This is a genomic window from Kitasatospora sp. NPDC057692 (assembly GCF_042799475.1).
Taxonomy (GTDB): Bacteria; Actinomycetota; Actinomycetes; order Streptomycetales; family Streptomycetaceae; genus Kitasatospora.
In genome coordinates this window covers 92322-116702 of record NZ_JBHVIV010000006.1, presented here as the reverse complement: position 1 = coordinate 116702, position 24381 = coordinate 92322, and the positions used below count along the sequence as shown (strand labels likewise).

Here is a 24381-nt window from a genome sequence, read left to right as displayed (position 1 = left end):
GCTCATGACCACCTACGCCCCCCGGCCCGCCGACGAGCTGGTCGCCGACCAGGACCCGCGCACCGCACTGGAGTTGGCGATCGTCGGCACCGCGCTCGTCGATCCCACGCAGTTCGCCGCCCTCGCCGAGGTCATCACCGACCCTGCGATGCTCCTCCACGCACCGACCCGAGCCGTCTGGGAGTGCCTGGCCACCCGGATCCCAGCCGGTGAGCCAGTCGACTACTACGCGCTGCAGCGAGCCCTCGGCCCCACCGAGGTCGGCCGGATCGGCGGCCCCGGGGTGTTCGGCCGGATCGCCGCGCACGCCCTCCCGGTGGCCGGCTGGCACGCCGAACAGCTTCGCGAGCTGGTCATCGTCGAGGAGGCGAAGACCGGTCTTCTCCGGCTGATCCACCGCCTACACGAGGGCAAGGACGACCTCCTCGGCACCCTGAAGGACGCCCAGCAGGAGACCGGTCGGCTCCTGCAGCGCGCCGAGGACACCGGCCTCACCGAGCGCACCAGCCGGCGCCTCATCCTCACCCCCGCCTCCCAGATCCGTGTCCGCCCGGTCCGCTGGCTGTGGGACACCACCCCCGCCGACGCGCCCCCCACCAGCCACGGCCGCATCCCGATGTACAGCCTCGCAATCGCCGCCGGCGGCCCAGGCCTCGGCAAGAGCCAGTGGGCGTGCTGGCTGGCCGCGCAGATCACCCGCGGCACCCTCCCCGGCGCCCTGTACGGGAAACCGCGCGGGGTCATCTACGCGGCCACGGAGGACTCGTGGACGTACACCATCGCTCCTCGGCTGATCGCCGCCGGAGCCGACATGGATCTCGTGTTCCGGGTCGACGTCCACGACGACGGCCGCCCCCACGCCCGACTGTCCCTGCCCGTGGACACCTCGCTCCTCGGCCAGGCCGCCGAGCTGCACTCCGTCGCCCTGCTCGTCGCTGACCCGCTCCTGTCGATGATCGACAAGAGCATCAACGACTACCGAGCCGCTGAGGTCCGCGAGGCCCTCGAACCCCTCGTTGCGGCCGCGGACAGGTACAAGTTCACCATCCTCGGCCTCGCGCACTTCACCAAGCAGGGTGGCGCCGACCCCGTCAGCCGCATCGCCGGATCCGGCGCATTCGGCCAGCTCATCCGCTCCCTCGTCGCGTTCGCCCACCAGGACGATGACGGCGAAGGCGACGGGCAGTTCGTCATGTCGCTGGAGAAGAACAACCTGGGCCGCATCGGCCTCCCCTCCCACGCCTACAGCATCCAGCCGTACACCGTCGACACCGACGAAGGCCCGAGCTACGTCTCCCGGTTCGTCCTCGGCGGCGAATCCACCACCTCAGTGCGCGACGCCCTCCGCGCCGACGGCATCCCCGGCTCGGACCGCACCGAACTCACTGAGGCCGCCGCCTGGCTCCGCGACTACCTCATGTCGTCCCAGCGCGGCGGCGAAGCACCGCCGCGGGACATCGAGAAGGCCGCGCGCGAGGCCGGCATCACCCCCAACGCGCTCCGCTCCGCCAAGACCCGCCTCCGGATCCGCAGCGTCAAGCCCAAGGTCCTCAACGCCCAGTGGGTCTGGCAGATCCCCACCGACGATTCGGATGACACCACTCCGGAACCGCCCTAGGCCCACCCCTCCTATACACACCACGCATCTACTCATCTTCTCTCTGACCTGCTCTTTTACCCCCTCACCTTCTCCCACATCTTCTCCCTCATCTTCTCTCCACCCCTCATCTTCTCCCCGAGAAGGTGAGGAGAAGGCGGGGAGAAGGCGGGGGAGAAGGTGAGGGCACAAAACCGCAGGTCAGACAGAAGATGCAGAAGATGAGGGCCCTCCCACATGTACAGGCCGTCCGCAGCTACGACACCCACCTCACCTGCGACCAACCCTGACCACCCACCAGGAGCCCGCCGTGATCGCCTGCCCCCACCCCGACTGCGACGCCGCGATGGACCACATCGAGATCACCACCCTCTACGGCACGACCGGCCCCCGCATGTACGCCACCTGCCCCGGCTGCGGCCACCGCTTCGAGGTCGACGTCCTCGTCGAACCCCACGCCCACTGACCACCAGGAGCACCCGATGAACCAGCCCCAGCCCCTCGACCGTGACGCCATCCAGGACCGGCACGACACCTACCGCAACGCCCAGAAGGCCTGAGCTGCCATGCCGATCCGCCCCGAGAACCGCAGCCGATACCCGGCCAACTGGCCCGCCATCAGCCTCGACATCCGCACCAACCGCGCCGCCAGCCAGTGTGAGTGCTGCGGCGAGTGCGGACGCGGTACCCATGACGGCCGCTGCCCCAACCACAACGGCGGAACCGCCTACGGCACCGGCTCCCGCGTCGTCCTGACCGTTGCCCACCTCGACCACACCCCCGAGAACTGCGACCCGAGCAACCTCCGCGCTATGTGCCAGGGGTGCCACCTCCACTACGACCGCGACCACCACCGCGAGACCGCCGCTGCCACCCGACGTGCTGCGGCCGAGGCGGCGGGCCAGCTCACCATCCCCGATCAGCCCGCTACCTGACGGACTGGCGCGCGGACCGGTCCGGCACCGGCCGCGCGCCAGAACCAGCCCACACGCGCCCCCAGCAGCCGCCTGGCCCGACGGCCACGCACACCCGCCACGACCCGCCCACGACCCCCAGGAGCCCCTCGTGCAGATCACCATCAACGTCCCCGAGATCCCATGGGGCCACGACAACACCGAGCCCGACTGCACCATGTGCCACGAGCCCATCAGCGACGAGACCAGCATCTGCCTCCCCGGCATCCGCGGGCACATCCACGCCAGTGCGGACCGGACGTGCCTGCGGGCCGCGGTGCTTCACGTTGAGGGTCAGGCGGAGTACGCGTGGCTGCGGATCGCCGAGGCCGTCGCGAAGGCGCCGCACCGGCACACCGCGGCCGCGATCCGGGCCACGATCCAGAACCTCAGCCGCCTCGCCGCCGTCGGGGAGGGCCGGTGACCACCCCGCCCGACCTCCGCGAGCGCCTCATCGCCGCTCTCGACGCCGACGCCATGCGGCCCAGGGGCGAGAAGCAGGGCCTCGTCAACGTGATGCTCGCCGTCGTCGAGGCCGACCTGGCCGCCCGCGACGCCGAGAACGCCCGCCTCCGCGCAGAGGTTCAGGCCCAGGGCGAGGCGCTGCTCCGTTGCCGCACGCTGCTGGCCTCCGCCGCTGGCATCGTCCTGGCCGCCCGCACCCCGCGGGCGGCCCCCACCCCACCGAGGACCCCGATGACCACCATGACCACGGACCAGGCCGAGGCCTACCTCTACGACGTCGAGGACTTCCTCACCGCCGGCGGGCTCCGCCCCACCGACGTCGACATCCGCGACTGCGACGAGCTCGCCGACGACGGCATCAGCACCGTCCCCAGCGCCGTCCTCACCTGGCGGCCCGAGCACCCGCTCGTCGACGCAGACACCCACCCGCACGGCCTGCTCGTCGCCTGGTCGACGGAGACCGGCTGGCAGTACGCCAGCCTCCGCGAGGGCGGCAGCAACGAGCAGCTCCAGAACCTCGGCTGCGGCGGCACCCTCGGCGCGCCCGCTCAGGTCGCCCTCCGCATCAGCTACATCGCCCAGGGCCTGCGACTGCCGGCGAACAGCCTGTGAGCGCCGAGGGGGTGGGCCGACACGTGTACTCCCTCACCCAGGCCTGCATCGCCTGGGCTGCCCAGGCCACCCCCGCGCAGCGCGCCGAGTACATCCGCACCGGCTCACGCGGCCCCGGCCGACCTATGGACCTCGCGCCGGCCAGCGTGCGCGTCGCGACTGTCGCCAGGGCCCTCCGTATCCGCATCCGCTGACCCGCCCGCCTGCCGCCCCCGCCCGGGCGGCAGGCCCCACCCCCGACCCGAGGAGACCACCGTGACCACCTGGACCCGCCGCGAGACCGACGTTCGCCGCATCGACCACGTCCTGCCCGTCCCCGCCGTCGGCGCCGCCCTCTGCCAGGCCTACGCCGCCGCCGAAACCCACTACCGCCGCCGGACCGGCCTGCCGACCGACGCGGTCCTGCCCGACGACACCCTGACCGTCACCGTCACCGACGACGAGGTCGTCATCTCCTACGAGGTCACCGTCGGCGACCCGGCCATCAAGAAGGTGCTCCGCCAGCTCAACACCATGGCCGCCGAGTGACCCTGCCGCTCGTGTGTGCTGCCGGTCTTCTGCTGGCCGGCAGCGCCCTCGTCACCCTCGCCCTCTGCCACGGCGCGGCCCGCGGCGACCAGCCCCCGCCGCCCGACGGCCCCGTCCGCCAGCACGCCGAGACCAGCAACCTCATCCCCCGACCCGGAGGCACCCTGTGACCAACACGCCCCCCGCCCGTGCCAGTTACCTGAGCCCGCCCGACTTCCACCGTCTCGACTGGGCATGCCGGCCCGTCACCGCTGCGTTCGGGCGCCCGGTCTACCTGGTCGGCTCGGTCCTGCGTACGGCCAGCTATCGGGACATCGACCTGCGCCTCATCCTCGCCGACGACGACGTGATGATCTTCACCGAGCCGATGCGGCTGCTGATCAACATCGCCCTGTCCGACCTGATCGCCAAGACCGCCGGCTTGCCCACACCGATCGACTTCCAGATCCAGAGCATGGCCGAGGCCGACGCCGAAGCGGGCACCCGCAACCCGCTCGGCATCTCGAACGTCCCAGGCCGACTCTGACAGGAGATTCCAGGCCATGGCCATCACTACATGCGCCGGGTGCGGCGCAACCAAGCCGGGCCCCGACGGCTCGCCCACCGACGTCTACCCGTCGACTCACTGCGACAAGTGCCCGCCGTGGAAGTGCGAGATCTGCGGCGACATGTCCTCAGCTGACGCACTGTGCGGTTGCTGGGTCAGTCTCGCTGAAATGCCGCTCGCGGACGTGAAGACACTGTTCGCCCGCGATGGCGGCTTTGACATCACGCCGACCGAGGAGCCGCAGCCGTGAAGACCACACCGCCCACCGCCGAGCAGCTCGACCACCTCATCGGCCACACCTCGAACCGGGCGCTCACCCCCGACGAGCACGCCGCCCTTCGCTCCGGCGTCCGTCAGCTCCGCGCCTCCCTCGCCGGGACGGGTGCCGCGCTCCGCCGTGCCTCGTCCGGTGCCTACCACCGGCAGGTCGTGCAGCGCGCTGAGCAGGCCGAGGCCCGCATCGCCGCCGTCCGGGCCCTCGCGGACGAGCTGGAGGCGGAGGAGGCCTACGGCGGATACGCCGACGCGAACTGGGAGGCCGCGCAGCGGATTCGCGCGCTCCTCGACGCTGCCGAGGCCCGGCCGTGACCTGCCCCGACGACCTTGACGAGGCGGACGACGGCGAGCTGTTCACCGACGACGAGTCCTACGACCTCACCCACCCCACCCGGCCCCCGATCGTCGACGTCATCCCCGACCTCGCCCACTACCCGGAGACCACCACCATGTCCGCCACCACCGTCACCGTCACCTCGTTCGGCTACCTCCACGACACCCCGCCCCCGGCCCACATCACCCTCGACCTCCGCGCACACTTCCGCGACCCCCACGTCACCCCGGACCTCCGCCACCAGACCGCCCACGACGAGCCCGTCCGCCACGCCGTCCTCGGCACCCCCGGCATCCGCCAGGCCATCGCCGCCACGGTCAGCGCCGCCCTCGCCTACCTCGCCGGGCCGTCCGCCGGGCCGCTCTCGCTCGCCGTCGGATGCGCCGGCGGACGACACCGCGCCGCCACCGTCGCCGCCGTCATCACCGAGGTCCTGGCCGCCCTCGGCATCACCGTCGACCTGGTCCACCGCGACCTGCACCTGCCCGTCATCGACCGCTGACCCCCACCCACCCTGCGCCACCCAGGAGACCGCGATGCTTGACCCCGCCACCGCCGCCCGCCTCCACCGGCAGCTCGCCGAACTGCCCGAGATCCTCACCCACGCCTACCTCGCGCTCCTGCCCAGCACCACCGCCGCCCGCGCCGGCCGCGTCTCCGGCGCCACCCGCACCCCGCCCCTGCCCGTCCACCTCGACACCCTCGACGCGCTCACCGACCCCACCTCGCCCAGCGTCGACATCCTCGAAGCCTGGGCTGCGGCCGTCCTCGACGACCGGGCCCGGGCCAACGACTGGTCGGCCTGGGCGAGGCTGCCCACCATCCCCGGCGAGCTGCCCGCCAGCGTCGCCATCAAGATCCTCCGCTTCCACGCCCCGTTCGCCGCCCGGCGCGCCTACGCCGCCGACCTCGCCACCGAGATCGACGCCCTCCACACCCACCTCAACCGGACCGCCCGCTACCCCATCAAGAGCGCCCGCCCCACCCGCACCCCCTGCCCCGCCTGCCAGCTCCGCGCCCTCTGCGAGCGCACCGACGGCTGGCGCGAATGCCTCCACTGCCGCGAGCAGTTCAGCCCCACCGACTACGCCAGCCGCGTCAAGCAGCTCCTCGCCGAACTCCGCCACGCCGCCTGACCCCTGACTCACCCCGAGGCCACCACCCCATGACCACCGCACCCGACCTGACTCACGCCATAGCCACCGCGCTCGCCAGCCCGTATGCCTGGCGGACGGTGATGCCACCCCAGGGCGGCCCCGAACTCGCCGCCGAGTCACCCCCGCCGAGCCTGACTCGCCCGACTCGCGGGACCGCTCTCCCGGACGAGACCGTCGTTGCACTCCACCGCTGCTGGCGCCGCCGCATCAGCACCCGGGCAGCCGCCACCGAATGCGGGGTGAGTCAGGCCACCGTCGGCCGCTACTACCGCCGATTCAGGAACGCCACGTAGCCCGCTTGCACAAGATCCGCCACGTGTGTCAGGCTGCTGACAGCACCACACGTGCGCCCAACTTCAGGAAGGCCCGACCACCACGGTCGGGCCTTCCGCGTTTCCTGGGAGGCCGTCATGTCCGATCTGATGACCCCCGCCGAGGCCGCCGCCCTCTGCGGCGTCCAGGTCGCAACCATCTGGCAGTGGAAGCGGCGCGGCATCCTGGCGCCCGCCGGCCTCGACGAGCGCGGCCGATCGCTGTACTCACAGCTCGACGTCGCCCGGGCCGAGGCCGCCACGCGGGCCCGAGCCCGCCGCACCGTCGACCCGGCCGCCGCCTAACCCCACAGATGTCCCAGACACGCGCCGATGCTCTCCACGACTGTGTGACCGCGGTGGCGGCTGGGATGCGGTATCCGCGAGGACCGTGGCGGCGCCCTGTCCTAGGCAACAGGGCGCCGATCAGCTCTCACAGACCCGGCCCGCCAGTCCGCTCCGCTGGCGGGCCGACCCTTCCCCCCGGAGGCCACCGTGCAGCCCACCATCGGCCGGATCGTCCACTACACCAGCTTCGGAACCCCCGGCGGCGAGTACGGCACGGAGTGCCGAGCCGCGATTGTCACCGAGCTGACCGATGACCCTGCGGTAATCGGCCTGGCTGTGCTCAACCCGACCGGAATGTTCTTCAACCGAGCCACCTACCACGACGGATCCGGCCAGCCCGGCACCCCGGACTGCCCCGACCAGGCCACGCACGGAAGCCCCTTCCGCTACTGCGCGTGCGGCTGGACCGAGGCCTCGCCCGCCGGGGGCACCTGGCACTGGCCTGAGCGGGCATGAGCGAAGCCCAGCCCGGTCAGCAGCACCAAAGCTGACTACGGCACCAGCGGTCCCTGCCCCACCCCGCGCGGGCTCGGCTCCTCCTCGGTCGCGGTCGCGGTTTCCAGCTTCGGCCGGGCCACCAGGCCGCCGAACAGCACCGCGGTCCCGCCGACCAGCATCAACCACGCCATCGGCTGCCGCTCCGAGATCGTCAGCGCGCACGACGCCGGCACATCCTGCGAGTAGCTCCCCGTCTCCGGCGACCACGGCGACCCGCAGTCCTCACCCGCCGGATACATGCCGAGCGCCAGCCCACCGGCCGCCAGGATCAACCCCGCGGTCGTCAGGCCCTGCGTCACCTGAGATGCCGCCATCACTACCCCCTCGATCGAACAGAAGGCGCCCAGCGTAGAGGCAGGTGATCACCGTGGCCAGACGTGCAGCGCGCACCGTGTGCTCCACCCCCGGATGCCCCGAGATCACCGACGGCGGCCGCTGCCCCGCACACCGCGCCGAAGCCGAACGCGCCCGCGGCACCCGCACCCAACGCGGCTACGGCCAGCAGCACCAACGCCGCTTCCGCCCCGGCGTCCTCGCCCGCGACCCGCAGTGCGTCTGCACCGAGCCCGACCACGGACACGGTCAGCCCTGCGGCCAACCCAGCAAGCACGCCGACCACCACCCCCTCAGCAGACGCGAGCTCGTCGCCGCCGGCCACGACCCCGACGACCCCCGCCACGGACGCGGCCTCTGCCACAGCTGCCACAGCCGCGAGACCGGCCGGCACCAGCCAGGAGGATGGAACACATGACCGTCATCAGGGTCCTACTCCGCGAGGAACTCGAGGCCAACCGCAAGGCGATCTGCGCCTGGCTCACCGCCAACCACATCGACCCCAAGCACGTCGACCCCGCGTGGATCTCCATCGAGATCTACGCAGGCGAGACGCTCATCCGATGGAAGGCGATCAAGCGCACCATCGATGGCCGCGCCCTCGTCGACCCGGACAACCCGAACCAGCACTGGACCGTACAGCTCCAGAACCGCTTGCTCGTCGAGCTGGACCTCCCGGCACCACGCCCGCCACAGCTGCGGCGGGAAGCTATCGGGCAGGGCACCGATGGCTGAGCACACGGTGCAGCTCTACCGACTGCCCGACGGCGGCACGATGATCGCCGAGGAGCACACGCTCACCAACGAGCAGATGCGCGTCTTCCTGCCCGCCACGGGCGGCACCATCCAACTCGGCGTGCTGGTCGACCCGGACCGCAGCCCGGACGGCTGCGTGCTCCCGCCCCGAGCAGCACGGCCGGCCCACGTGGCTGCGGCACTCTGGGCTGCCCGCCTCAGCCGCCTGGCCGACGACGTCCGCCTCGCCGCCGAGGGCCACGGTCACACCCAGCACCTGGTGTTCGACCCGCCGGCAGAGGCCGCAGACCGATGACCGACCTCCTCACCGCACCCCAGCTGCAGGCCCTCGCCAACGCCCTGGCCGCGCTGGAGGAGGTGACCGACCGAACCGGCGTCACCGTCTGCGGCTACAACGACCAGCAGGTCACCGTCGGCGACGTGGTCGTGCGGCTGCGCTGGGACCCGGCCGCCGAGGCCGGCTCCCGGTACGCCATCGACCTGCGGGAGCGCTGACCCGGGGCCTCGACGGCTACGGACAGCGAGCCCAGGCAGGCCCGCGCTCACCCTCGGTGGCAGCCAGGCCGGGCAGCGAGCGCTCACTTCCACCGCACCAGCACCAGCAGCCACCCAGCGTGACCACAGAGGCGAGCGATGCGACAGTGCGTGACCAAGCCCGGCAGGCCTCCGGCTACTCAAGGTCACTGCCCCCTGGGGGGTGACCCCCTCCCGCCAGGCCGGCGGGACCCGCGGGGGAGGTGGATTTCTGTCTGTACGGATCCCAGGACCCTGAGCGGCCCCCAATGGTGACCCTCTGTAGCAACTGGCGGGGCCGCAACGGACCCGCCGTCAGCTCGCCGAAACGGCGACCAGGAGGACCGCATGCCACCGCTCCCCAAGAGCCCCGCCACCCGCCAGCGGCGCAACCGCGCTTCGACCGCCCGCCTGCTCACCGAGCTGCCCGCCGACTTCGTCGCGCCCGAGCTGCCCGAGGCCAGGCCCTGGCACGCCATGACCCTCGCCTGGTGGGACGACGTGTGGGCGTCGCCGATGGCCGGCGAGTTCGTCGGCAGCGCCGACGTCCACGGCCTGTTCCTGCTCGCCGTCCTCGTCGACGACTTCTGGCAGAACCCCACGACGTCGCTGGCCTCCGAGATCCGGCTGCAGCGGCAGTGCTTCGGGCTGACGCCCATCGACCGGCGCCGGCTCCAGTGGGAGGTCGACCGCGGCGAGGACGCGTCCGAGCGCACGCGCCGCCGCCGTGTCCCGGCGCCGCCCGCCGACCCGGCACCCGAGGGGCAGCCCGCTGACCCCCGCTCCATCCTGTACGCGGTCTGACGATGGGCGTCCTCATCGTCCCGCAGGTCGATGAGGAGCCCTGGCCGACCCTGGGCCCGCAGGTGTGCGAGCTGCTTGAGGAGCGCTCCGTCCACGGCCCCGGCGACCTCCGCGGCAAGCCGTACACCCTGGACGCCGAGAAGCGGGCACTCATCTACCGCTGGTACGAGGTGTACCCGCAGGGCCACCCTCGTGCCGGACGGCGCCGCTTCAAGCGCGCCGCCCTGTCCGTCCGCAAGGGCACCGCGAAGACCGAGCTGGCCGCGGCAGTCGCCTTCGCCGAGCTCCACCCCGAGGGCCCGGTGCGGTGCGACGGGTTCGACGCCTACGGTCGGCCGGTCGGCATGCCCGTCACTGACCCGTACATCCCGATGGTGGCCTACACCGAGGAGCAGACCTCGGACCTCGCCTACGGTGCCCTGCTGGTGATGGTCTCCGAGGGCGAGGACGCGGACCTGTTCGACGTCGGCCTGGAGCGCATCATGCGCATCGGCGGCGACGGCAAGGCCCAGGCGCTGGCGTCCTCTCCGGACTCCCGCGACGGCGCCCGCACCACGTTCCAGCACTTCGACGAGACGCACCGCTTCGTCCTGCCCAGGCTGCGCGAGGCCCACCAGACGATGCTGGCCAACATCCCGAAGCGGATGCTCGCGGACCCGTGGTCGCTGGAGACGACTACGACCTACACCCCGGGCGAGGGTTCGGTGGCGGAGGGTACGCACGAGTACGCCGAGTTGGTGGCGAAGGGCAAGACGCCCGACAAGACGCTGTTCTTCTTCCACCGCGAGGCGGCGCCCCGTCCCGACGAGGACCTCGGCGACGAGCAGCAGCTCCGGGCCGCGATCCGGGAGGCGTCCGGGCCCGCGATCGCCGCGTGGCCGGACTTTGAGGGCCAGGTCGACTATGTGGCGTCGCTGTACCACCAGCCCGACACCGACAAGGGCTACTTCGAGCGGGTCTGGCTGAACCGCCGGGTCCAGGCCGGCAGGCAGGCTTTCGACGTCTCGCGGTGGGCCGATCTCGCCGACCCGGCGTTCGTGGTGCCGCCCCGCGACCAGATCGTGGTGGGGTTCGACGGCGCGCAGTTCCGCGACGCGACAGCCCTGATCGCCACCCACGTCGAGACCGGCTTCCAGTGGCCCCTCGGCGTCTGGGAGTGCCCGCCGGGCGCGACCGACTGGGAGTGCCCCGAGGACGAGGTGAACGCCACCTTGGCGCAGGCCTTCGACACCTTCAAGGTCCTGCGGGTCTACGCCGACCCGCCGTGGTGGGACGGCACGGTGACGCACTGGGCCGGGCGATGGGGCAAGGACCGGGTGGTTGAGTGGTGGACCAACCGGCCGAAGCAGATCGGGTACGCGCTGCGTGCCTACGAGCGAGCCCAGCAGGCCGGCGATGTCCGCAACAACGGCGACAAGGTCTTCGCCCAGCACATCGCCAACGCCCGCAAACGCAACCTCCGCATCCTCGACGACCAGGGCCAGCCCCTGTGGGTCATCGAGAAGGAGCGCCACGACAGCCCGTTCAAGATCGACGCTGCGATGGCCGGTGTCCTGTCCTGGGAGGCCCGCAGCGACGCGATCGCTGCCGGGGCCAACCGCAAACGCTCCGGCCGGATGGTGGTGATGCGCTGATGGTGCGGATCGTGCAACTGGAGGCGGACGACGTGCTCGTGATCGGACACGTCGACTATGCCGAGGTCGACCAGAACCTCTTCCCGATCCTTCAGCAGGTACTGGGGGTGGCCATGGTGCTCTGCTTGCCTGGTCCGGTCGATCTCTGCGCGGTGCGGCGGCATCTCGACGTGACGGACGGGGGCGGCTGATGGACCTGTCCCCCGAGGAATGGCTGCGGTACCTGCTGTTCCGCCATGAGCAGGAGCTCCCCCAGCTCCAGGCGCTGAACCGCTACTACGAGGGCACGCAGCCGCTCGCCTACCTCCACCCGGAGCTGCTGGCCGAGCTCGGCGAGCAGCTGCAGCAGGTGGTCATCAACTGGCCCCGGCTGATCGTCGACGCGGTCGAAGAACGCCTGGACGTCACCGGGTTCCGGCTGCCGGACGCCGAGTCGGGCGACAAGGAGATGTGGCGGGTCTGGAAGGCCAACAAGATGGCTGGCCAGTCCCAGAAGGCACACGTCGAGTCGCTGGTGATGCGCCGGGCGTTCGTCTTCGTCGGCTCGAACCCTGCCGATCCGGACACCCCGTTGATCACGGCGGAGTCGCCCCTCCAGGTCCACGCGGACTACGACCCGGCGACCCGCGAGGAGCGGGCCGTGGTGAAGCGCTACCACGACGTCGACCCGCTCACCGGTGCCGTGCGGGACCAGTTCGCCACGCTGAAGTTGCCCGACGCCACGCACCACTACGAGTTCAAGGGGAAGGCCGGCTGGACGGAGGTCGACCGCGACGAGCACGGCCTCGGCGCGGTCCCAGTCGCGACCCTGGCCAACCGCGGGCGCCTGCTGGTGCCCGGCGGCGTGACCGAACTGGCGGACGTCCTGCCGATCTCCGACGCGGCCTGCAAGATCGCGACGGACATGATGGTCGGCTCCGAGTTCCACGCCATGCCGCGCCGGTACGCCCTTGGTTTCGACCAGGAGGATTTTACCGACGCGGACGGCAAGCCGGTGTCGGTGTGGTCGCGGCTGGCCGGCCGGATCTGGGCGACCGCGAAGAACCGCAAGGACGACGGGGTGGACGTCGGGCAGTTCCCCGAGGCGGATTTGAAAAATTTCCACTCCACGATCGAGCTGCTCGCCCGGATCGCGGCCGCGCTCGCCGCGCTGCCGCCCAACTACATGGGCCTGTCGGCGGACGACGCCGCCTCGGACGCGGCGATCCGTTCGCGTGAGGCCCGGCTGGTGAAGCGGGCCGAGCGCAAGTGCGGCGCCCTGGGCGACGGGTACGAGCGGATGCAGCGGTTCGTGCGCCGGTTCCAGACCGGCGAGTGGGACCCGAGGCTCCTCGAACTGGAGACGCTGTGGGCCAACCCCGCGACGCCGACCTACGCGCAGAAGGCCGACGCCGTCACCAAGCTGGTGGGCGCCGGGATCCTGCCGATCGAGCAGGCCTGGGAGGACCTCGGCTACTCCAGCGCCCAACAGGCCCGGATGCGGCAGATGCAGGCCGACGCCCTCGACCGGTCGATGGGCGGCGACCTCGCCGCGCTGCTCGGCCCCAAGCCCGACCTGGTGCCGGGTGGCTGACCAGACCGCGGAGGAGCTCGCCGCCGCCTACTACCGCCAGCAGCAGCTCACCGCGCGGCTGGCGGCAGAGCAGGCACAGGCGGCCTGGCGGACGGTCGACATCGCCGCCCTCGACGAGTCGTGGCGCTCGGCGGCCCCCGCCCTGGTCCAGGCCGTCACCGCCGGACAACGGCGCGCGGCGGCCCCGGCGGACGGCTACATCACCGCGGTGGTCGAGGCGGACGGGGCGGCCAGCGAGCCGGCCGGGCGCCTGGCCGTCGAGGCGTTCGTCGGCCGGGCAGCCGACGGCCGGTCCCTGACCAGCCTGTTGTACGAGCCGGTCATCGAGACCCGGTGGCGCCTCACGGCAGGCCAGAGCCCGCCGGAGGCTCTGCGGGGCGGACTCGCGTCGCTGATCCGCAAGGTCGGCACCGAGGTTCCGGACGCGGGCAGGGAGGCCACTGGGGTGAGCCTGGCGGGCAACCGGCGGACCCGCGGCTACGTGCGCGTGCTCTCGCCGCCGTCTTGTGCCCGGTGCGCGATCCTGGCCGGCCGCGAGTACGGCTTCAACCAGGGCTTCGCCCGCCACCCGCGGTGCGACTGCGTCCACATGCCGATCACCCGCGGCACGGCGTTCCGTGGCCGCACCGTCGACGCCGGAGACTACTTCCACGGCCTGTCCCGGGCCGAGCAGGATCGGATCTTCACGCAGGCCGGCGCCCAGGCGATCCGGGACGGCGCCGACATCAACAGCGTCGTCAACGCCCGCCGGGGCATGTACACCGCCGAGGCGTACGGGCAGAAGCTCCGCGCGACCTACGACGCCACCACCCCGCGCGGCGCCTTCTTCCGCTCGGAGTGGCTGCGGGCTATCGACCGCGGGCTCGTGCCCCGCAACCTGGAGCGCCGCCGCTTCCGGCTGACCGCCCACCGCCTGCTGCCGGAGGAGATCTACAAGCGCGCCGGCACCCGCGACGAGCTGATCGGCATGCTGCGGCGCTACGGCTACCTGACCTGACCCCGCAACGGGGCCGGTCCCCCTTCACCCGAAACGGGAGAGATCATGTCCACGCCCACCCCCACCGACCCGCCGGCCCCGGCCCCTGACCCGCAGCCCGGTCCGCCGACTCCGGCCCCGCCCGCGCCGCCCACCCCTCCCGAGCCGAAGGACTGGGAGGCCGAGGCCGCGAAGTGGAAGGCCCTGAGCCGGGAGAACGAGACCCGGGCCAAGGCCAACGCCGACGCCGCCCGCCGCCTCGCCGAGCTGGAGGAGGCCCAGAAGTCCGACGCGGAGAAACTCGCCGACCGCCTCAAGGCCGCCGAGGACCGCGCCACCACCGCCGTACAACAGGCCGTCGCAGCGAAGATCGAGGCACTCGCCACCGGCCGGTTCGCCGACCCGCAGGACGCCGTCGACGCCCTCGGCGCCGACTTCCTCACCGACACCGGCACCGTCGACGCCGCCGCCATCGAGACCGCACTCGCCGCCCTGCTGGAGCGCAAGCCCCACTGGAAGGCCGACCCCGGACCGCGCACCCCGCGCCCGGACCCCTCCCAGGGCCCCCGGCCCGGCGGCACCGTCGACATCGACACCCAGATCCGCGAGGCCCAGGCCAAGGGCGACTGGCGCACCGCCCTGCGGCTACAGAACAGCAAGCTCGCCTCGCTCCCCACCCCCAAGTAGTCCATGAGGGCAGGCCCGCGCCGCGCCCCCGCACCGAAGGAGGACCCCCATGGCGGGGATCACCGCACTGGGCACGACCTACAACCTGCCCAACTACACCGGCATGCTGCACCTGCTCACCCCGACCGACGCGCCGTTCTTCTCGGCGATCGGCGGCCTGAGCGGCGGCGGCCAGACCACCGCGACCCAGTTCGAGTGGCAGGTCGAGGACCTGCGCGCGGCCGGCCAGAACGTCGCCCTGGAGGGCCAGGACGCGCCGACCGACCAGAACCGCGTCCGCGCCTCGGTCGACAACATCTGCCAGATCCACCACGAGACCGTCGGCGTCAGCTACACCAAGCTCGCCGCGTTCGGCCAGCACTCCGGCCTGAACATCGAGGCGGCCAACCCGGTGACCAGCGAGCTCGACCACCAGGTCGAGCTGATGCTCAAGCAGATGATCCGCGACATCGAGTGGTCGTTCCTCAACGGCACCTACAACAAGCCGGCCGACAACACCACCGCGCGTCGCACCCGTGGCCTGCTCCAGGCCATCACCACCAACTCGCAGAACGCGGGCACCGCCCTCGGGTCCGGCGCGCTGGCCGGCACCGGCGACACCGTCACCATCAACGCCCACGGCCTCGCCAACGGCGACCAGGTCATCCTCGACACGATCGCCACCACCACCGGTGTGTCCGCCGACACGGTGTACTACGTCGTCAGCTCGACCACGAACACGTTCAAGCTCGCCGCGACCAAGGGCGGCGCCGCGATCGACCTGGTCGGCGACGGCACCGCCAACGTCACCAAGTCCGCCGCGGCCAGCGCCGACGCGATCGGCGCCCTGATGCAGGCCGTGTTCGACAACGGCGGCCTGTCCGAGGCCACCGCCGGCACGCTAATCGCCAACTCCGCCCAGAAGCGGGCGATCACCACCGCCTACGGCAACCTCTTCGGCAAGTACATGGAGACCAGCCGCAACGTCGGCGGCGTCAACATGACCACGCTGGAGACCGACTTCGGCACGCTGAACATCATGCTCAACCGGTACCTGCCCAAGCACAAGATCGTGGTCGCGTCGCTGGAGCAGTGCCAGCCGGTCTACCTGGAGACCCCCGGCCGCGGGCACTTCTTCGCCGAGCCGCTCGCCAAGACCGGTTCCAAGGACCGGACCCAGCTCTACGGCGAGGTCGGCCTGGCCTACGGCAACGAGCGGGCGCACGGCGTCATCACCGGCCTGACGGTCTGAGCCGTGGCGGACCTGGCAACGCTCGCGGACCTGGCGGACCGGCTCGGCCGCGACCTCACCTCGGCTGAGACCCGCCAGGCCACCGCCCTGCTCCACGACGCGACCGCGATCATCCTCGACCGCTTCCCCCGGTACGCGACCACGCCGACCGACGCCTCGACCGCGGTGTGCTGCGCGATGGTGCTGCGCGTGCTCCGCAACCCCGAGGGGAAGAGGAGCGAGCAGATCGACGACTACAGCTACACCATCGACAGCGCCCGGTCGGCTGGCGAGCTGTACCTGACCGAGCACGAGGCCGACACGCTCCGGCCCGTCCGGACGGCGGCGTTCAGCATTGTGCCGGGCGCCCCGGCGGTGACGTCGTGATCGACATCGCTCCCCTTCTCGCCCGGGGCCGGGCGGCGCACGAGGCGCTGATGGTCGACACCGTGCGCCTGGTCCGCCCGGGCGCCGAGGTGTACGACCCGGTGACCGGTGCGACCGTGCAGCCGGACTCGCGAGTGCTGTACGGCCCGGGCCCGGGCCGGGTGAGGCCGGCGGCCGCGCTCGCGGAGGACGTCCAGGCCGGGCAGCGCGCCGTCGTCCTCGGCCGCTACGAGGTCGCCCTGCCCTGGGCGGCCCTGCCCGTCGGCGGAGAGCGGCCGGTGCCCGGCGACCAGGTCCTCGTCGACGCGTCGCCGGACGTCCGGCTCGTCGGCCGGACCCTGTGGGTCACCTCGGTGTCGGAATCGTCCACGGCCACCGCGTGGCGGATCAGTGCGGAGGACAGGTCATGAGCGCAGACGCACGGGAGCTCGAACTCATGGCTGCCGAGCTGGCCCGGGCGGGCCCGGAGGCGGAGCGGCAGGCCCGGCAGGTCGTGTCCAAGGGAGCGCTGAACATCAAGAACGGCTGGCGCGACAACGCCCGGTCCAGCTCCGGCCGGTACGCGCCGCACTACCCGGGCTCCATCGGCTATGACCTCACCACCGTGCCCGGCGCCGGCACCGGAGCGGTGATCGGCCCGGACAAGGGCGCCACGCAGGGCCCGCTCGGCGCGATCCTGGAGTACGGGTCCGTGCAGTCTCCGCCGCACAACGACGGCGGCAGGGCCTTGCTCGCCGAGGAGCCGCGGTTCGTCGCGGCCGTCGAGGCCCTGGTCGAGGGCCTGCTGTGAGCACCCCGGCCGTCCTGCCGCACGTCGAGGCGGTCCGGGCCGTCCTCGCGGCGGTGCCGCTGGCGGTGTACGTCGGCGGCGCCCCGGCCGGCCCGGGCCCACTCCCGAAGGCCTACGCCGTGCTCTACCCGGCCGGCGGCCAGGCCTCCCCGGCCAGCCTCGCCGACGAGCGCACCGCGCTGGACGTCCTGCTCCAGGTGACCTGCGTGGCCAGCACCCCCGAGGGCGCCCTGGGCACGGCCGACCGGGTCCGCGCCGCCCTCACCGCCCCGCTGGTCGTCGGCGGGCGTGCGTGCTGGCGCCCGGAGGAACTCGGCGGGCCGCCCCTGGCGCGGGACGACGACGTCACCCCGCCTGCCTACTACGTGCCGGTCCAGTACCGGCTCCGATCCATCCCCGCATGATCTGGAGGGCCCCATGGCCACCCTGCCCCTTCAGGCCGTCTCCATCGCCGGCCTCAACCCCACCTACGCCAGCGCGGCGGCCGGCGGCGACAAGGTCGCCTGCGGCGAGCGGACCTTCCTCCACGTGAAGAACGGCTCCGCATCGCCGGTCACGGTGACGCTGACCGCCACCAGCAGCGTGCGCGGCCAGACAGTCACCTCCCCGACCGTGTCCGTCCCCGCGTCCGGCGAGCGCATGATCGGGCCGCTGCCGGCCGAGCTGCTCGCGGGCCCCACCGACAGCCTCGCGTCGATCAGCTACTCGGCGTCCGCCTCCGTGACCATCGCCGCGCTTCGCATCTGACCCCTCGCCCACCCCCGAAGCCCCCGCTCCTGGCCGGGGCTTCTCTCATGCCCGAGGAGGGCACCGTGTCCGACACCATCGTCGACGGCACGACCCGGGTCGCCTGGGTCGCGTCGATCGCCAACCCCGCCGCTCCGGCCGTCTCCGAGCTGAACGGCGGCATCGACCTGACGCCCCGGATCACCCCCGACGGGCTCAAGCTCGACCCGTCCACCGCCGACGTCGACACCAGCTCGCTCGCCAGCACCTTCGACACGAAGGAAGTCGGGAGGGTGAGCTACGACGTCGAGCTGACGTTCAAGCGCGGCACCACGCCCGCCGAGGACCTGCCGTTCGCGACCCTGCGCAGGGGCGTGCACGGCTACCTCGTCGTGCGCCGCAACCTCGCCTACGCCACCGCCTGGGCGTCGGGCCAGCAGGTCGAGGTGTACCTGATGGCCTGCGGCGAGCCCGCGAACACCCCGCCGGCCGCCAACGAAGTCGGCAAGTTCAAGTCGCCGATGAAGGTCACGACCGAGCCCAACACCTACGTGACGGTGGCCTGATGGCGGCCCGCAAGGCCACCGCGGCCGACATCATCGCCCGGGTCAAGCCGCGCACCGCGACCGTCACGCTCTACCTGGACGGCGAGGCCTCGGGTCGGATCGCCGAGCTGGAGGCCCGGGTCGCCGAGCTTGCCGACTGGCAGCCTGAATCGCTGGCCGACCCGGACCCGCGCCGGGCGCTCGCCCAGGAGATCGCCGAACTCCAGGACCAGATGCGAGACTCCGCGACCCAGTTCACCTTCCGGGCGCTGGGGCGTCTCGCGTGGAGCGACCTTCTCGCGCTGCACCCGCCCCGGCACGCCCAGGAGCTCTACAACCCGGAGACCCTGCCCGGGGCACTCGTCTCGGCGTGCCTGGTCGAGCCCGCCATGACGGCGGAGGAGTACGGACAGCTCGCCGAGGTACTCAACCAGGGCCAGCGCGACCAGCTGGAGCTGGAGGCCTGGCAGGTGAACAACGAGGCGGTCAGCGTCCCTTTCTCGCTGGCCGCCTCCGCGCTTCGGGCCTCCACCGGCGAGAGGTAGAAGCGGCCCGCGCCTGGGGCGTCCCCCGCTCAGTCTTCCTCGGCCGGCCGATGCCGCGCCCGGGTGAGCCGCTATGGACGGACGAGGACCGGGCGTGGGCGCTCGCCCTGCTCGCCGTCGAGGCCGAGACCTGCTCTGGCTGCGGCCACCCGCTGGCCGACACCCTCGACGTCGACCTCGAAGACCACTGGCGGGCCGAGGTGCTGCGCTGCCACGCGTGTGCGACCGGCGCCCGGCACGTGGACGGCTGGCGGGACGCCGGCGGCGACACCCGCGGCGCCCAGGTGCGCGTGACCCGGAAGGAGGTCGACCGTGGCTGACCGCACGGTGAACGTCCGCCTCAACCTCAACACCAGCGAGTTCCGGCGGGGTTCGGCGCAGGCCGAGCAGGACAGCCGCCGGATCGCGACGGCCGCGACCGCTGCGGCCGACCAGACCGAGCGCGCGTTCAACTCGGCGTTCCGGGAGACGTCGGCCGCGGCAACGGCGGCTCAGCGCGCCCAGCAGGCCGCGTTCGAACGCGCCGCCGCGGCCGCGGTCTCCGCAGGCCGAGTCACCGCCGAGGCCAGCCAGGCCGCGGCGGCCGCCACCCAGCGCGTGGCGGCGTCGGCCGCCGACATTCCGGCGACGTTCGGCGCCGCCGGGTCGTCCGCGTCCCGCGCGCTCGGCGAGGTCTCGGCGGCAGCGGCCGGCGCTTCCCAGTCGCTGGCGCGCACCGACGCGGCGGCTGTGGAGCTCTCGGCGGAGGGCAGCGCCGCTCTCGGGCGCCTCGGTGCCGCCGCCCGCGCCGCGATGGGCGAGGTGACCGCCTCCGCGCAGCCGGCGGCGGCCGCGACCGAGCGCGTCGGCCTGGCCGCCGCCGATGTCCCGCCGACCTTCCGGGCCGCTGGCGCCACCGCCAGCCGCGCGCTCGGCGAGATCTCGACATCGGCGCTCGGCGCCTCGCAGGCTCTGGCCCGGACCGGTGCCGCGGCCGTGAATCTCTCGGGCGAGGCCAGCGCGGCCCTGGGCCGTCTCGGCGCGGCTTCCCGTGCCGCGATGGCCGAGGCCGCGACTTCGGCAGGGTCGGCTGCTGCGGCCACGCGCGGCGTGGCGACGGCCGCCGCCGAGATCCCGGCCACGTTCGCAGCCGCGGGCACTGCGGCGAGCGCGGCCCTCGCGCAGGTGGCTGCCGCGAGCACCCGCTCGTCGCTGGCGTTCGCGCAGGCCTCGACGGCGATCACGGCGAGCACCGTTGCTGCGGCGACGAGCGCCCTTCGGGTGAGCCAGCGGGCGACCATGGCGGCGTCCGAGCTGACCGGGACCCTCGCCGGGAGCGCTGGGGCAGCGACCAGCGCGGTAGCCCAGATCACTGCGGTGAGCACGCGTTCGTCGATGGCGCTCGCGCAGGTGGCAGCCGCGTCGACCGTGACGATCACGGCGTCGGCGTCCGCCTTGACGTTCGCCTCGCGGTCGGCGATCGCGGAGGCGGCGGCCGCGGTCGGTGTGGTGACGGCGGAGGCGACGGCCGCTCAGGCCACGCTCCTGGGCCGAAGCCGGGCGGCGACGACCGCGTGGGCGGCGTCGATGCGGGCTCAGGCGGCCGCGACGGCAGCCTCGATGGTGGCTTCGGCGGAGACGTCGGAGGCCGCGTGGCGGGCGGTCCGCATGGGTGGCATCGCCCTGCTGGCGGTGTTCGCCGGCGCCGTGGTGGCCGCGGCGCGGTTCGAGCAGGCGATGAGCGTGGTCGGCGCGGCGAGCGGCGCGACCGGCAAGGATCTGGACGCGCTCCGCAAGTCCGCCCTGGAGGCGGGCAAGGCGACCGTCTTCAGTGCGCGGGAGGCCGCGGAGGCCGAGGTCGAGTTGGCCCGCGCGGGCATCGCGACCGCGGACATCGTCGGCGGCGCCCTGCGTGGCGCTCTGGACCTGGCGGCATCCGGGCAGCTCGGCCTGTCCGAGAGCGCCGTCATTGCAGCCCAGGCGATGAACGCTTTCAACCTGCGGGGCGCGCAGGTCGGACACATCGCGGACGTCATCTCCGCCGGTGCCGGAAAGAGCGCGACCAACGTCCACGACATGGGCTTCGCCTTCCGGATGAGCGCGCTGGTCGCCCAGCAGACCGGCCTCACCCTCGAGGACACGGTAGGGGTGCTGTCGCTCTTCGCGCAGAACGCCCTCACCGGCAGCGATGCCGGCACCTCGTTCAAGGTGATGCTGCAGCGGCTCACCCCGCAGTCGGCCGAGTCGGCCGCGATGATGCAGCAGGTCGGTCTCAGCGCCTACAACGCGCAGGGCCAGTTCGTTGGCATCACCGAGCTGGCGCGCCGCATGGCCACGGCCTTCGGTGACCTCACCCCGGAGGCCAGGAACGCAGCCCTCGGCGTCATCTTCGGATCGGACGCTGTCCGGGCCGCGAGCATCCTCTACAAGGCGGGCGAGCAGCAGGTCCGCGGTTGGATCGGCGCCGTCAACGACGAGGGGTTCGCCACCAGGACCGCCGCCCAGCAGACCAACAATCTGATCGGCGACCTGGAGCGGCTCAAAGGAACGCTGGAGACGGCGTTGATCGAGTCCGGGTCCGGTGCCAACTCGGTGCTGCGGGACATGGTCAAGGGCATCACCAGCGTGATCGACGCCTACAGCAGCCTGCCCGGCCCCCTCAAGGAGGCCGTCACCGGCGTGGCCGGCATCACTGGCATCCTGGCCGTCGCCGTCGGCAGCTTCGTCCTCGCTCTGCCGCGCATCGCTGCGTTCCGGACGGCGCTGGTGGAGCTGGCCGTCACGATGCCCCGCCTCGCGGCGGTGGCATCGGCGACGACCGCGACGCTGTTCGGTCCGTGGGGCCTCGCGATCGGCGGCGCCGTCGCCGCCATGGCGCTGTTCAGCGGCAGCCACAAGCGGGCCGTGATCGACGTCGAGGGCCTGTCGGCGGCCGTAAAGCAGGACAGCGGCATCATCGGCGAGAACACCCGCGCCTACGCCGTCAACGGTCTCCAGAAGAGCGGCGCGATGGCGGCCGCCAAGGAACTTGGGGTCTCCCTGAAGGACCTGACCGACGCGGCGCTCGGAAGCGGCGACGCGTGGAAGGCCGTCCAGGCCCAGATCGCCGCCGGCTCGGGCGAGATCTTCGGCGGCGGGAAGCGGGTCGACGACTACACCAAGAAGCTCGACCTGCTGAAGTCCAGCGTCGACCAGACGAAGGGCGCGGTCGCCGACGCGGCAACCGCGCTTGCCCAGGAGGGCGAGGCCAGTGGCAAGGCCGCCGTGGGCACCAAGACCCTCGGCGACGAGGCCGAGGCGACCAGCGGCGACCTGAAGAAGGAGGAGACGGCCGCCGACCAGCTGAAGAAGGCGCTCGACGGCCTCAACGGCACGAACATCAGCGTCGCGCAGAGCGCGATCGCGTTCCAGTCCGACCTCCAGGGCCTGCGCGACGCCGTCAAGGAGAACGGCGTCCAGTTGGACATCAGCACCGAGAAGGGGCGCGCGGTCAAGAGCGCGGTCCTCGGTGCGGCCGAGGCAGCGATGTCCCACGCCAAGGCCGTGGCGGAGCAGACCGGGCAGGTCGAGGCCGGCACGATCGCCTTCGGCCGGGACGTCGAGGCGTTGAAGGCCACGATGCGCCAGGCGGGGTTCACACAGGAGCAGATCGACCAGCTGACGATCTCCTACGCCACCCTGCCACCGGTCAAAGAGACCCGAGTCACCGACCCGGGCGCGATCCAGACCATCACGGACCTGGAGGTGCTGCGCGACAAGCTGGCCGCAGTCCCGCCCGGCAAGTCGATCACGGTCAACGCGCCGACAGCGGACGCCATCCAGGACCTCAAGACCATCGGCTACGCGGTCGAGAAACTGCCGGACGGCAAGGTCAAGGTGACCGTGCCGCCAGGCGACGCGTTCGACGGGACCACCCGCATCCAACAGGCGATCAACGGCATCAGGGGCCGGGCCGTTGCCGTCGACGTGGTGGCCAACTTCCCGGCGGGTCTGCACCGGGCGGGTGACCGGCCGAACGAGCAGGCGGCCGGGAGCGTGATCCGGTACGCGGCGGGCGGCGTCCGGGCGGCGGCCGACGGCCTGTCCGCGCGGGAGGCGATGGTCTCGCGGCGGCCGATCCTCTGGGCCGAGGCGGGCCCGGAGGCGTACATCCCGCTGTCCCCCGGGCGGCGGGAGCGCTCGATGCGGCTTCTCGGCGAGGTGGCCGGCGTCTTCGGGCAGCAGCTGATCCCCGCGACGCCGCAGGCGCGGGACCTGATCCCCGCCCGGTCCCTGGCCGCACCGCCCGCACCGGCGCCCGCCGGCCGGACGGGCAGGGGCGACACCACGATCATCCTCCAGGGCGCCCGGCAGACCGGCGCCGAGCAACTCGCCGATCTGCAACGGCACCTGGAGCACATCGGCTGAGAGGAGGTGGCGGTGGCCGGATACCCTCCGGGCCTGGTCCTCGGCCGCGTCGTCCAGCTCGGCGCCCTCGCGCTGGGCATGGTCGACGGGGCCGGGGTCGCGTGGGCCGTCGGGAAGGACGGCCTGCGTGGCTGGGGCGGCAGCGCGGTCCGCACGCAGTACAGCGACCGGCAGGCCGACCACGGCGTGTGGGCGGGCCGGACGTACATGGGCGCGCGGGTCATCACCCTGGCGGGCACCATCACGGCACCGGACGCCGCGACGCTCGACGAGGCGGTCGAGCAGCTGCTCGAAGCGGCGTCGCTCGACGACACGCTGCTGACCGTCGGGGAGACGATCCCGAAGCAAGCGGTGGTCCGCCGCTCGGGCGAGCCGCTCGTCGACCCCGAGACCGACCGGATCGCCCGGTTCAGCGTGATGTTGACGGCGGAGGATCCGCGCCGCTACTCGACCGTGCTGCAGGCCCCGGCCCCGGTCGGCCTGCCCGTGTCGGGTGGCGGCGTCACCCTGCCGATCACGCTGCCGCTCGTCATCCCGGCGGGCAGCAGCTCGGGGTCCCTCACCCTCACCAACGAAGGGTCCGCCGACACCCGGCCGACCTTCACCGTCACGGGCCCGGTGGGCGGCTTCACCATCCTCGTGCAGTACCCGGACGCGACCGTCCGCGCGCTCACCTACTCGGACACCCTGCTCGCCGGCGAGCAGTTGCTGATCGACACCGATGCGCACAGCGTCACCCTCGGCGGCGCCGTCTCCCGCCGCCGCTACCTGTCCGGACAGTGGCCGACCATCCCGCCCCACCAGACCGTCACCGTGCAGTGGACCAGCCCCGCCCCCGACCCCGCCGCGCTGCTGGCCGCCACGGTGCGGTCTGCCTGGCTGTGAGGAGC

At 72.6% G+C, this 24381-nt stretch carries 36 protein-coding genes; 35 read left to right on the top strand and 1 reads right to left on the bottom strand.

The window, feature by feature from the left end:
* Positions 1-4 precede the first annotated feature (4 nt).
* From ACFVFS_RS05750 to ACFVFS_RS05685, 14 genes are all read left to right on the top strand, one after another.
* On the top strand, positions 5-1618 hold the full coding sequence (locus tag ACFVFS_RS05750) for an AAA family ATPase (RefSeq protein WP_380620527.1): 1614 nt from the start codon (positions 5-7) through the stop codon (positions 1616-1618).
* 289 nt (positions 1619-1907) lie between these two features.
* The gene (locus ACFVFS_RS05745; RefSeq protein ID WP_380620525.1) at positions 1908-2063 is read left to right on the top strand and encodes a hypothetical protein; all 156 of its coding nucleotides are present in this window, start codon (positions 1908-1910) and stop codon (positions 2061-2063) included.
* A gap of 100 nt (positions 2064-2163) precedes the next feature.
* Positions 2164-2532, top strand: a complete 369-nt coding sequence (locus ACFVFS_RS05740; RefSeq protein WP_380620523.1) for a hypothetical protein — start codon at positions 2164-2166, stop codon at positions 2530-2532.
* A 130-nt stretch (positions 2533-2662) separates the two neighbouring features.
* A complete protein-coding gene (locus ACFVFS_RS05735; protein ID WP_380620522.1) occupies positions 2663-2974 on the top strand; it encodes a hypothetical protein in 312 nt (103 codons plus the stop codon).
* Positions 2971-3627 carry a hypothetical protein gene (locus ACFVFS_RS05730; protein WP_380620521.1) on the top strand — a complete coding sequence of 219 codons (657 nt, stop codon included), beginning with the start codon at positions 2971-2973 and terminating at the stop codon, positions 3625-3627. Before ACFVFS_RS05735 ends, ACFVFS_RS05730 begins: the two co-directional genes overlap by 4 nt.
* 255 nt (positions 3628-3882) lie before the next feature.
* Entirely contained in the window at positions 3883-4155 is a 273-nt protein-coding gene (locus ACFVFS_RS05725; protein ID WP_380620520.1) for a hypothetical protein, read from the top strand.
* Between the two features lie 11 nt (positions 4156-4166).
* Entirely contained in the window at positions 4167-4325 is a 159-nt protein-coding gene (locus ACFVFS_RS05720) for a hypothetical protein (RefSeq protein ID WP_380620519.1), read from the top strand.
* Positions 4322-4681, top strand: a complete 360-nt coding sequence (locus ACFVFS_RS05715) for a hypothetical protein (RefSeq protein ID WP_380620518.1) — start codon at positions 4322-4324, stop codon at positions 4679-4681. Before ACFVFS_RS05720 ends, ACFVFS_RS05715 begins: the two co-directional genes overlap by 4 nt.
* 16 nt (positions 4682-4697) lie before the next feature.
* Positions 4698-4952 carry a hypothetical protein gene (locus tag ACFVFS_RS05710; protein ID WP_380620517.1) on the top strand — a complete coding sequence of 85 codons (255 nt, stop codon included), beginning with the start codon at positions 4698-4700 and terminating at the stop codon, positions 4950-4952.
* The gene (locus ACFVFS_RS05705) at positions 4949-5290 is read left to right on the top strand and encodes a hypothetical protein (protein ID WP_380620516.1); all 342 of its coding nucleotides are present in this window, start codon (positions 4949-4951) and stop codon (positions 5288-5290) included. The genes ACFVFS_RS05710 and ACFVFS_RS05705 overlap by 4 nt, the downstream gene beginning before the upstream one ends.
* A complete protein-coding gene (locus ACFVFS_RS05700) occupies positions 5287-5814 on the top strand; it encodes an ATPase (RefSeq protein ID WP_380620514.1) in 528 nt (175 codons plus the stop codon). The genes ACFVFS_RS05705 and ACFVFS_RS05700 overlap by 4 nt, the downstream gene beginning before the upstream one ends.
* Before the next feature lie 34 nt (positions 5815-5848).
* Positions 5849-6448 carry a hypothetical protein gene (locus ACFVFS_RS05695; RefSeq protein WP_380620513.1) on the top strand — a complete coding sequence of 200 codons (600 nt, stop codon included), beginning with the start codon at positions 5849-5851 and terminating at the stop codon, positions 6446-6448.
* A gap of 431 nt (positions 6449-6879) precedes the next feature.
* On the top strand, positions 6880-7086 hold the full coding sequence (locus tag ACFVFS_RS05690; protein ID WP_380620512.1) for a MerR family transcriptional regulator: 207 nt from the start codon (positions 6880-6882) through the stop codon (positions 7084-7086).
* Positions 7087-7275: 189 nt separating this feature from the next.
* Positions 7276-7584: a hypothetical protein gene (locus ACFVFS_RS05685; protein ID WP_380620511.1), complete on the top strand. Its 309-nt coding sequence runs from the start codon at positions 7276-7278 to the stop codon at positions 7582-7584.
* A gap of 35 nt (positions 7585-7619) precedes the next feature.
* Here ACFVFS_RS05685 and ACFVFS_RS05680 read toward each other — a convergent pair whose 3' ends face one another.
* Positions 7620-7940 (bottom strand): hypothetical protein, encoded by a 321-nt coding sequence (locus ACFVFS_RS05680; protein ID WP_380620510.1) that lies wholly within the window; start codon positions 7938-7940, stop codon positions 7620-7622.
* 53 nt (positions 7941-7993) lie between these two features.
* Between ACFVFS_RS05680 and ACFVFS_RS05675 the strand changes: the two genes are divergently transcribed.
* The 21 genes from ACFVFS_RS05675 (at position 7994) to ACFVFS_RS05575 (ending at position 24376) form a co-directional block, all read left to right on the top strand.
* Positions 7994-8377, top strand: coding sequence for a holin (locus ACFVFS_RS05675; protein WP_380620508.1), 384 nt, complete (start codon positions 7994-7996; stop codon positions 8375-8377).
* A complete protein-coding gene (locus ACFVFS_RS05670) occupies positions 8374-8694 on the top strand; it encodes a hypothetical protein (RefSeq protein ID WP_380620506.1) in 321 nt (106 codons plus the stop codon). Before ACFVFS_RS05675 ends, ACFVFS_RS05670 begins: the two co-directional genes overlap by 4 nt.
* Positions 8687-9010, top strand: coding sequence for a hypothetical protein (locus ACFVFS_RS05665; protein ID WP_380620504.1), 324 nt, complete (start codon positions 8687-8689; stop codon positions 9008-9010). Before ACFVFS_RS05670 ends, ACFVFS_RS05665 begins: the two co-directional genes overlap by 8 nt.
* Positions 9007-9210: a hypothetical protein gene (locus ACFVFS_RS05660; protein ID WP_380620502.1), complete on the top strand. Its 204-nt coding sequence runs from the start codon at positions 9007-9009 to the stop codon at positions 9208-9210. Before ACFVFS_RS05665 ends, ACFVFS_RS05660 begins: the two co-directional genes overlap by 4 nt.
* Before the next feature lie 366 nt (positions 9211-9576).
* A complete protein-coding gene (locus ACFVFS_RS05655) occupies positions 9577-10032 on the top strand; it encodes a hypothetical protein (protein WP_380620500.1) in 456 nt (151 codons plus the stop codon).
* A gap of 2 nt (positions 10033-10034) precedes the next feature.
* Positions 10035-11666 (top strand): terminase, encoded by a 1632-nt coding sequence (locus tag ACFVFS_RS05650; protein ID WP_380620498.1) that lies wholly within the window; start codon positions 10035-10037, stop codon positions 11664-11666.
* The gene (locus ACFVFS_RS05645) at positions 11666-11857 is read left to right on the top strand and encodes a hypothetical protein (protein WP_380620496.1); all 192 of its coding nucleotides are present in this window, start codon (positions 11666-11668) and stop codon (positions 11855-11857) included. The genes ACFVFS_RS05650 and ACFVFS_RS05645 overlap by 1 nt, the downstream gene beginning before the upstream one ends.
* Positions 11857-13239, top strand: coding sequence for a phage portal protein (locus ACFVFS_RS05640; protein WP_380620494.1), 1383 nt, complete (start codon positions 11857-11859; stop codon positions 13237-13239). The genes ACFVFS_RS05645 and ACFVFS_RS05640 overlap by 1 nt, the downstream gene beginning before the upstream one ends.
* The gene (locus ACFVFS_RS05635) at positions 13232-14236 is read left to right on the top strand and encodes a hypothetical protein (protein WP_380620492.1); all 1005 of its coding nucleotides are present in this window, start codon (positions 13232-13234) and stop codon (positions 14234-14236) included. The genes ACFVFS_RS05640 and ACFVFS_RS05635 overlap by 8 nt, the downstream gene beginning before the upstream one ends.
* Positions 14237-14281: 45 nt before the next feature.
* Positions 14282-14902: a hypothetical protein gene (locus ACFVFS_RS05630; protein WP_380620490.1), complete on the top strand. Its 621-nt coding sequence runs from the start codon at positions 14282-14284 to the stop codon at positions 14900-14902.
* A 49-nt stretch (positions 14903-14951) separates the two neighbouring features.
* The gene (locus tag ACFVFS_RS05625; RefSeq protein WP_380620488.1) at positions 14952-16133 is read left to right on the top strand and encodes a DUF5309 family protein; all 1182 of its coding nucleotides are present in this window, start codon (positions 14952-14954) and stop codon (positions 16131-16133) included.
* A gap of 3 nt (positions 16134-16136) precedes the next feature.
* Positions 16137-16499, top strand: a complete 363-nt coding sequence (locus tag ACFVFS_RS05620) for a hypothetical protein (RefSeq protein ID WP_380620486.1) — start codon at positions 16137-16139, stop codon at positions 16497-16499.
* Positions 16496-16909 (top strand): DUF6093 family protein, encoded by a 414-nt coding sequence (locus tag ACFVFS_RS05615; protein WP_380620484.1) that lies wholly within the window; start codon positions 16496-16498, stop codon positions 16907-16909. Before ACFVFS_RS05620 ends, ACFVFS_RS05615 begins: the two co-directional genes overlap by 4 nt.
* Positions 16906-17289 carry a hypothetical protein gene (locus tag ACFVFS_RS05610; RefSeq protein WP_380620482.1) on the top strand — a complete coding sequence of 128 codons (384 nt, stop codon included), beginning with the start codon at positions 16906-16908 and terminating at the stop codon, positions 17287-17289. Before ACFVFS_RS05615 ends, ACFVFS_RS05610 begins: the two co-directional genes overlap by 4 nt.
* Positions 17286-17693 carry a hypothetical protein gene (locus ACFVFS_RS05605; RefSeq protein WP_380620480.1) on the top strand — a complete coding sequence of 136 codons (408 nt, stop codon included), beginning with the start codon at positions 17286-17288 and terminating at the stop codon, positions 17691-17693. Before ACFVFS_RS05610 ends, ACFVFS_RS05605 begins: the two co-directional genes overlap by 4 nt.
* A 13-nt stretch (positions 17694-17706) precedes the next feature.
* Positions 17707-18036 (top strand): hypothetical protein, encoded by a 330-nt coding sequence (locus tag ACFVFS_RS05600; RefSeq protein ID WP_380620478.1) that lies wholly within the window; start codon positions 17707-17709, stop codon positions 18034-18036.
* Between the two features lie 65 nt (positions 18037-18101).
* The gene (locus tag ACFVFS_RS05595) at positions 18102-18581 is read left to right on the top strand and encodes a hypothetical protein (protein WP_380620476.1); all 480 of its coding nucleotides are present in this window, start codon (positions 18102-18104) and stop codon (positions 18579-18581) included.
* Positions 18581-19105, top strand: coding sequence for a hypothetical protein (locus tag ACFVFS_RS05590; RefSeq protein WP_380620474.1), 525 nt, complete (start codon positions 18581-18583; stop codon positions 19103-19105). Before ACFVFS_RS05595 ends, ACFVFS_RS05590 begins: the two co-directional genes overlap by 1 nt.
* Positions 19106-19155: 50 nt before the next feature.
* A complete protein-coding gene (locus tag ACFVFS_RS05585; RefSeq protein WP_380620472.1) occupies positions 19156-19425 on the top strand; it encodes a hypothetical protein in 270 nt (89 codons plus the stop codon).
* Positions 19418-23491 carry a phage tail tape measure protein gene (locus tag ACFVFS_RS05580; RefSeq protein ID WP_380620470.1) on the top strand — a complete coding sequence of 1358 codons (4074 nt, stop codon included), beginning with the start codon at positions 19418-19420 and terminating at the stop codon, positions 23489-23491. Before ACFVFS_RS05585 ends, ACFVFS_RS05580 begins: the two co-directional genes overlap by 8 nt.
* 12 nt (positions 23492-23503) lie before the next feature.
* Positions 23504-24376 carry a hypothetical protein gene (locus ACFVFS_RS05575; RefSeq protein WP_380620468.1) on the top strand — a complete coding sequence of 291 codons (873 nt, stop codon included), beginning with the start codon at positions 23504-23506 and terminating at the stop codon, positions 24374-24376.
* Positions 24377-24381 lie beyond the last annotated feature (5 nt).

Coding starts and splice junctions, on each gene's coding strand:
- ACFVFS_RS05750 (WP_380620527.1), top strand. CDS start 5: ATGACCACCTACGCCCCCCGGCCCGCCGACGAGCTGGTCGCCGACCAG.
- ACFVFS_RS05740 (WP_380620523.1), top strand. CDS start 2,164: ATGCCGATCCGCCCCGAGAACCGCAGCCGATACCCGGCCAACTGGCCC.
- ACFVFS_RS05710 (WP_380620517.1), top strand. CDS start 4,698: ATGGCCATCACTACATGCGCCGGGTGCGGCGCAACCAAGCCGGGCCCC.
- ACFVFS_RS05695 (WP_380620513.1), top strand. CDS start 5,849: ATGCTTGACCCCGCCACCGCCGCCCGCCTCCACCGGCAGCTCGCCGAA.
- ACFVFS_RS05690 (WP_380620512.1), top strand. CDS start 6,880: ATGTCCGATCTGATGACCCCCGCCGAGGCCGCCGCCCTCTGCGGCGTC.
- ACFVFS_RS05680 (WP_380620510.1), bottom strand. CDS start 7,940: ATGGCGGCATCTCAGGTGACGCAGGGCCTGACGACCGCGGGGTTGATC.
- ACFVFS_RS05670 (WP_380620506.1), top strand. CDS start 8,374: ATGACCGTCATCAGGGTCCTACTCCGCGAGGAACTCGAGGCCAACCGC.
- ACFVFS_RS05665 (WP_380620504.1), top strand. CDS start 8,687: ATGGCTGAGCACACGGTGCAGCTCTACCGACTGCCCGACGGCGGCACG.
- ACFVFS_RS05660 (WP_380620502.1), top strand. CDS start 9,007: ATGACCGACCTCCTCACCGCACCCCAGCTGCAGGCCCTCGCCAACGCC.
- ACFVFS_RS05655 (WP_380620500.1), top strand. CDS start 9,577: ATGCCACCGCTCCCCAAGAGCCCCGCCACCCGCCAGCGGCGCAACCGC.
- ACFVFS_RS05650 (WP_380620498.1), top strand. CDS start 10,035: ATGGGCGTCCTCATCGTCCCGCAGGTCGATGAGGAGCCCTGGCCGACC.
- ACFVFS_RS05645 (WP_380620496.1), top strand. CDS start 11,666: ATGGTGCGGATCGTGCAACTGGAGGCGGACGACGTGCTCGTGATCGGA.
- ACFVFS_RS05640 (WP_380620494.1), top strand. CDS start 11,857: ATGGACCTGTCCCCCGAGGAATGGCTGCGGTACCTGCTGTTCCGCCAT.
- ACFVFS_RS05630 (WP_380620490.1), top strand. CDS start 14,282: ATGTCCACGCCCACCCCCACCGACCCGCCGGCCCCGGCCCCTGACCCG.
- ACFVFS_RS05625 (WP_380620488.1), top strand. CDS start 14,952: ATGGCGGGGATCACCGCACTGGGCACGACCTACAACCTGCCCAACTAC.
- ACFVFS_RS05610 (WP_380620482.1), top strand. CDS start 16,906: ATGAGCGCAGACGCACGGGAGCTCGAACTCATGGCTGCCGAGCTGGCC.
- ACFVFS_RS05600 (WP_380620478.1), top strand. CDS start 17,707: ATGGCCACCCTGCCCCTTCAGGCCGTCTCCATCGCCGGCCTCAACCCC.
- ACFVFS_RS05590 (WP_380620474.1), top strand. CDS start 18,581: ATGGCGGCCCGCAAGGCCACCGCGGCCGACATCATCGCCCGGGTCAAG.
- ACFVFS_RS05585 (WP_380620472.1), top strand. CDS start 19,156: ATGCCGCGCCCGGGTGAGCCGCTATGGACGGACGAGGACCGGGCGTGG.